The 4,482-nt window shown below is 72.9% G+C and carries 1 protein-coding gene and 2 pseudogenes; 1 reads left to right on the forward strand and 2 read right to left on the reverse strand.

Annotated features, from left to right (window positions below; translation table 11 throughout):
- Positions 1 to 79: 79 nt before the first annotated feature.
- A pseudogene (locus EBN88_RS28790) lies at positions 80 to 1,287 on the reverse strand (S8 family serine peptidase).
- A 304-nt stretch (positions 1,288 to 1,591) separates the two neighbouring features.
- Between EBN88_RS28790 and lysS the strand changes: the two are divergent.
- A complete protein-coding gene (gene lysS, locus EBN88_RS28795) occupies positions 1,592 to 3,319 on the forward strand; it encodes a lysine--tRNA ligase (RefSeq protein ID WP_122399945.1) in 1,728 nt (575 codons plus the stop codon).
- A gap of 460 nt (positions 3,320 to 3,779) precedes the next feature.
- On the opposite strand, the pseudogene EBN88_RS30970 reads toward lysS, so the two are convergent.
- Positions 3,780 to 4,482 (reverse strand): annotated as a pseudogene (locus EBN88_RS30970) (hypothetical protein); the annotation flags it as partial.

A 4,482-nucleotide genomic window follows, 5' to 3' on the forward strand; every position in this document is an offset into this window, starting at 1 on the left:
GCCGGGCCTGACCGGCCCGGGGCACGGTCGGGTGCGCGGCCCGGCCGGGCCCTCGGGGCCTCGGCCGGGCCGCCGGGGGTCAGCCCAGCTGGAGCAGGTCGCCGGTGGTGTCGGCGCCCGGGTTGGTCACCGCGTCGGGCAGCGCGGCGGCCGAGAGGGCGGCCAGCACGTCGTCCGGCGTGGCGTCCGGGTTGTCCGCCAGGTACAGCGCGGCCGCGCCCGCCACGTGCGGGGTCGCCATCGAGGTGCCGGAGATGGTGTTCTCGTCGGTGTCGCTGGTGTTCCACGCGGAGGTGATGGCCTCACCGGGCGCGTAGATGTCCACCACGGAGCCGATGTTGGTGAAGAACGCCGAGCTGTCGTCGTCGGAGCTGGCCGCCACCGTGATCGCCTCGGGGACGCGGGCCGGCGAGCTGAGCGAGGCGTCGGCGCCGTAGTCGTTGCCGGCGGCTATCGCGTAGGGGATGCCGGCGGCTATGGACTCGCTGACGGCCGCGTCCAGCACCTCGTCGACGCCGCCGCCCAGGCTCATGTTGGCCACCGAGGGGCCGCTGGCGTTCTCGGTGACCCACTCGATGCCGTCCACCACGGACTGGGTGGTGCCGGAGCCGGAGTCGTCGAGCACCTTGACCGAGACGACCGTCGCGTTCTTGGCGACGCCGTACTCGCTGCCGGCCACCGTGCCCGCGACATGGGTGCCGTGGCCGTAGCCGTCGCTGCCGTCGCCGCCGAAGGCGTCGAACCCGAACTCCGCGCGGCCCCCGAAGTCCTCGTGGGTGTAGCGGATTCCGGTGTCCAGGACGTAGACCGTCACGCCCTCGCCGCCGGGTCGGGGTAGGTGTAGGAGTCGTCCAGCGGGAGCGCGGGCTGGTCCAGCCGGTCCAGGCCCCAGGAGGGGACCGGCGACTGGGTGCCGGAGACGGTGAACGTCTGGTTCTGCACGACCTCGGCCACGGCCGGGTCGGCGGCCAGGGCGACGGCGTCCTCCTCTGAGGCGGAGATCGCCAGGCCGTTGAGGACCGTGTCGTAGGTGCTGGTGATCTCGGCGTCATAGCGCTCGGCGAGCGCCTCGGCGCCGGCCGACTCGGCGCGGACGGCGCTCTCCTTGAGCACCACCAGATAGCTGTCGTCGACGGTGCCGGGGGCGTTGGCGTTGGCGATGAACGCGCGGGCGTCGACCGGCGTCTCGTCCGCCGAGGCCACGGTGGGGAGCAGCACGCTGGCACCGAGACCGAGCGCCGCCGTCGCGGCGATCGCCGTGGTGCGGGTGATACGCATCCCTGCCATAAGAGGGGTCCTCCTCAAGAGGTGAAGCGCGAATGTGTGGGGGAAGTGCTCTGAGTAACGGGCGTGAGCATGACACAGCTGCGCTCACCACTCGTCAGCTCGAAAGGTTCGTCGAACCAGAGGAATTGAGCAAGGGCGCCTGTACGGAAGATGCGTGTTTGTCATGTAAACGTAAATCGTCAAGCGCGGTTACGGAACCGAACGCCGCGCCCGGACCCGGGCCCCCGGCCGGCCGGTGCGGGGGCGCGCGGCGGGGGTGGGACAATGGCCCGGTCGCCAAAAGCCAGAAGGAGAAGTGCCAGCCGTGGCCCAGACCACCATGGAGACCGACTGGGTCTCCCGACTCGCCGACGAGGTCATCGCCGAGGCGGAGCGCCGCGCCCCCGGCAAACCTGTCGTCTGCGCCTCGGGCCTCAGTCCATCGGGCCCCATCCACCTCGGCAACCTCCGCGAGGTGATGGTGCCCCACCTGGTGGCCGACGAGATCAAGCGGCGGGGGGTGCCCTGCGAACACCTCGTCTCCTGGGACGACTACGACCGGTTCCGCAAGGTGCCGGCCGGCGTGCCCGGCGTGGACGAGAGCTGGCAGGAGCACATCGGCCGGCCGCTGACCTCCGTGCCGGCCCCGGCCGGCAGCCCGTACGCCAACTGGGCCGAGCACTTCAAGGCGCCGCTGAAGGCCGCCCTGGACGAGATGGGCATCGAGGTCAGGGGCATCAGCCAGACCGAGCAGTACACCTCGGGCGCCTACCGCGAGCAGATCCTCTTCGCCATGCGGGAACGGCGCCGGATCGACGCGGTGTTGGAGCGTTACCGGACCAGGGGCAAGGCGTCCCAGGACGCCGCCGTGGCGGCCAGCGAGGACGAGGCCGAGCTGGCGGCCGTCGAGGGCTCGGGCGCGGCCACCGAGGACGACGGCGGCTCGGGCAGCGCCGGCTACTACCCCTACAAGCCCTACTGCGCCGTCTGCGGCCGGGACACCACCACGGTGACCGACTACGACGACGAGACCACCGAGTTGCGCTACGACTGCGCGTGCGGTCATCAGGAGAGCGTCAAGCTCAGCGAGTTCAACCGGGGGAAGCTGGTCTGGAAGGTGGACTGGCCGATGCGGTGGGCCTACGAGGGCGTGATCTTCGAGCCCGCCGGCGTCGACCACCACTCGCCGGGCTCCTCCTGGGTGGTGGGCGGCCAGCTGGTCTCCGAGATCTTCAAAGGGAAGCAGCCGATCGGGCCGATGTACGCCTTCGTCGGGATCAGCGGCATGGCCAAGATGTCCAGCTCCCGGGGCGGGGTCCCCACCCCGTCCGACGCGCTCCAGATCATGGAGGCGCCCCTGCTGCGTTGGCTCTACGCCAGGCGCCGCCCCAACCAGGCGTTCAAGATCGCGTTCGACTCCGAGATCCAGCGCACCTACGACGAGTTCGACGCGCTGACCCGCAGGGTGGCCGCCGGCACCGCGCAGCCCGCCGATGTCGCCGCGCACCACCGGGCGGTGGCCACGGCGGCCGGCGAACTGCCCAGGACGGCACGTCCGTTGCCCTACCGGATGCTGGCCTCCGTGGTGGACGTCACCACCGGGGACGAGGAGCAGACGCTCCGCATCCTGAGCGAGGTCGATCCCGACAACCCCGTCCGCTCGCTGGACGAGGTGCGTCCCCGGCTGGATCGGGCGGCCCGCTGGGTGGAGACCCAGGTGCCGGCGGACCAGCGCACCTGGGTGCGCACCGAGCCGGACACGGAGCTGCTGGACTCCCTGGACGAGGAGCAACGCGCCTCGCTGGCGCTGCTGTTGGAGGGGCTGGACGACCAGTGGTCGCTCGACGGGCTCACCGCGCTGCTGTACGGCGTGCCCAAGCTGCGCGCGGGGCTGCCGGCGGACGCCAAGCCGACTCCGGAGCTGAAGCTGGCGCAGCGGAGCTTCTTCGCGCTGCTCTACCGGCTGCTGATCGGCCGTGAGACCGGGCCCCGGCTGCCCACGCTGCTGCTGGCCGTCGGCGCCGACCGCATCCGGCGGCTGCTCGGCGGCTGACGAGCCCGGCCTCGCGCGAGGCCGTCGTCCGAACGTGTCCCCCGGCGGCCCGGCCGCCGGGGGACACGGCCCCGATGGGCCCCGGGCGCGGTCCCCGGTGACGGCGGCCGAGGAGGGCAGCGGCAACGGGGCGCGCTGGCCAGGGCGATGGCCTGCCGTCCGCGCGCGTTCCTCGGCCACCGTCGCCGGGACGAGCGCCCGGACGGCGCCGTGGAGCGTCGCGCGGACCGCGCGGACGGTGGTGAGAACGCGTCGGGCGACGCGCCACGGTGCGATGACTGAGGACGACATGGCTCTCCCCTCGGCGCCCAACCCCCCGGCGCCCGGCGACCTTTCACTGACGGTCACCAGCATCATGCAGTCAATAACGCTCCGTCATCGTCCTCAGGGTGGGTTCGACCCCCTACGAAAGGACTACGCACCGGAGTCGACGGACTACGGCGCGGCCACCGGCGGGGCGTCAGACCCCGGTGCCCATCTCCGCGCTGTACCGCTCCCTGAACCCCCGGGTGTACGGCCGGAGATACTGCTCGCTCAGCAGCGTGCCGTCGTCGTCCGTGATGGCGAATCGTTCGTGCAGGAAGCGGGAGAGCTGGCGGGCGTTGGGGAAGTCGCCCTGCTCGTATATGTACTGGCGATAGGCGTCGTAGAACGCGTCGTTGTGCGGGGCGCCATCCGGCGGCCCCTCGAACTCGGCGGCCTGCGGCGGAACGGCGGGCGCGTTCCCCAGCGCGCGGCGCCGCCCGGGACCCACCGGCACCGTCACCGTGGCCTCGGGCGCCGGCGCGGGGACCTCGTCGGGCGCCATCGCGAACGCCGGCTCGGGCACCGTGTCAGCCACCGGCCCCGGCGCCGCGTCAGCCACCGGCTCGGGCACCGTGTCAGCCACCGGCCCCGGCGCCGCGTCAGCCACCGGCTCGGGCGCCGTCTCATGTGCCGGCGGCTCATGAGACGGCTCGGGGAACTCATCGGCCGGCGCCATCCGTTCCCCCACCGGGACCGGCTCCGCCGGACCCCGCCAGCCGCGTTCCTCCGCTCCGTTCGCCGGCGCCGGCCCGAAGTGCCCGTTCACCGCCGCCGGCTCCACCGCCTCCTCGACCACGCCCGCCGCGCCCGAACCGTCCTCCGGGTGCCGGACGGCGCCCGCCCGGCGCGCCGCCCCC

The organism is Streptomyces triticirhizae (assembly GCF_003696235.1).
Lineage (GTDB): Bacteria > Actinomycetota > Actinomycetes > Streptomycetales > Streptomycetaceae > Streptomyces > Streptomyces triticirhizae.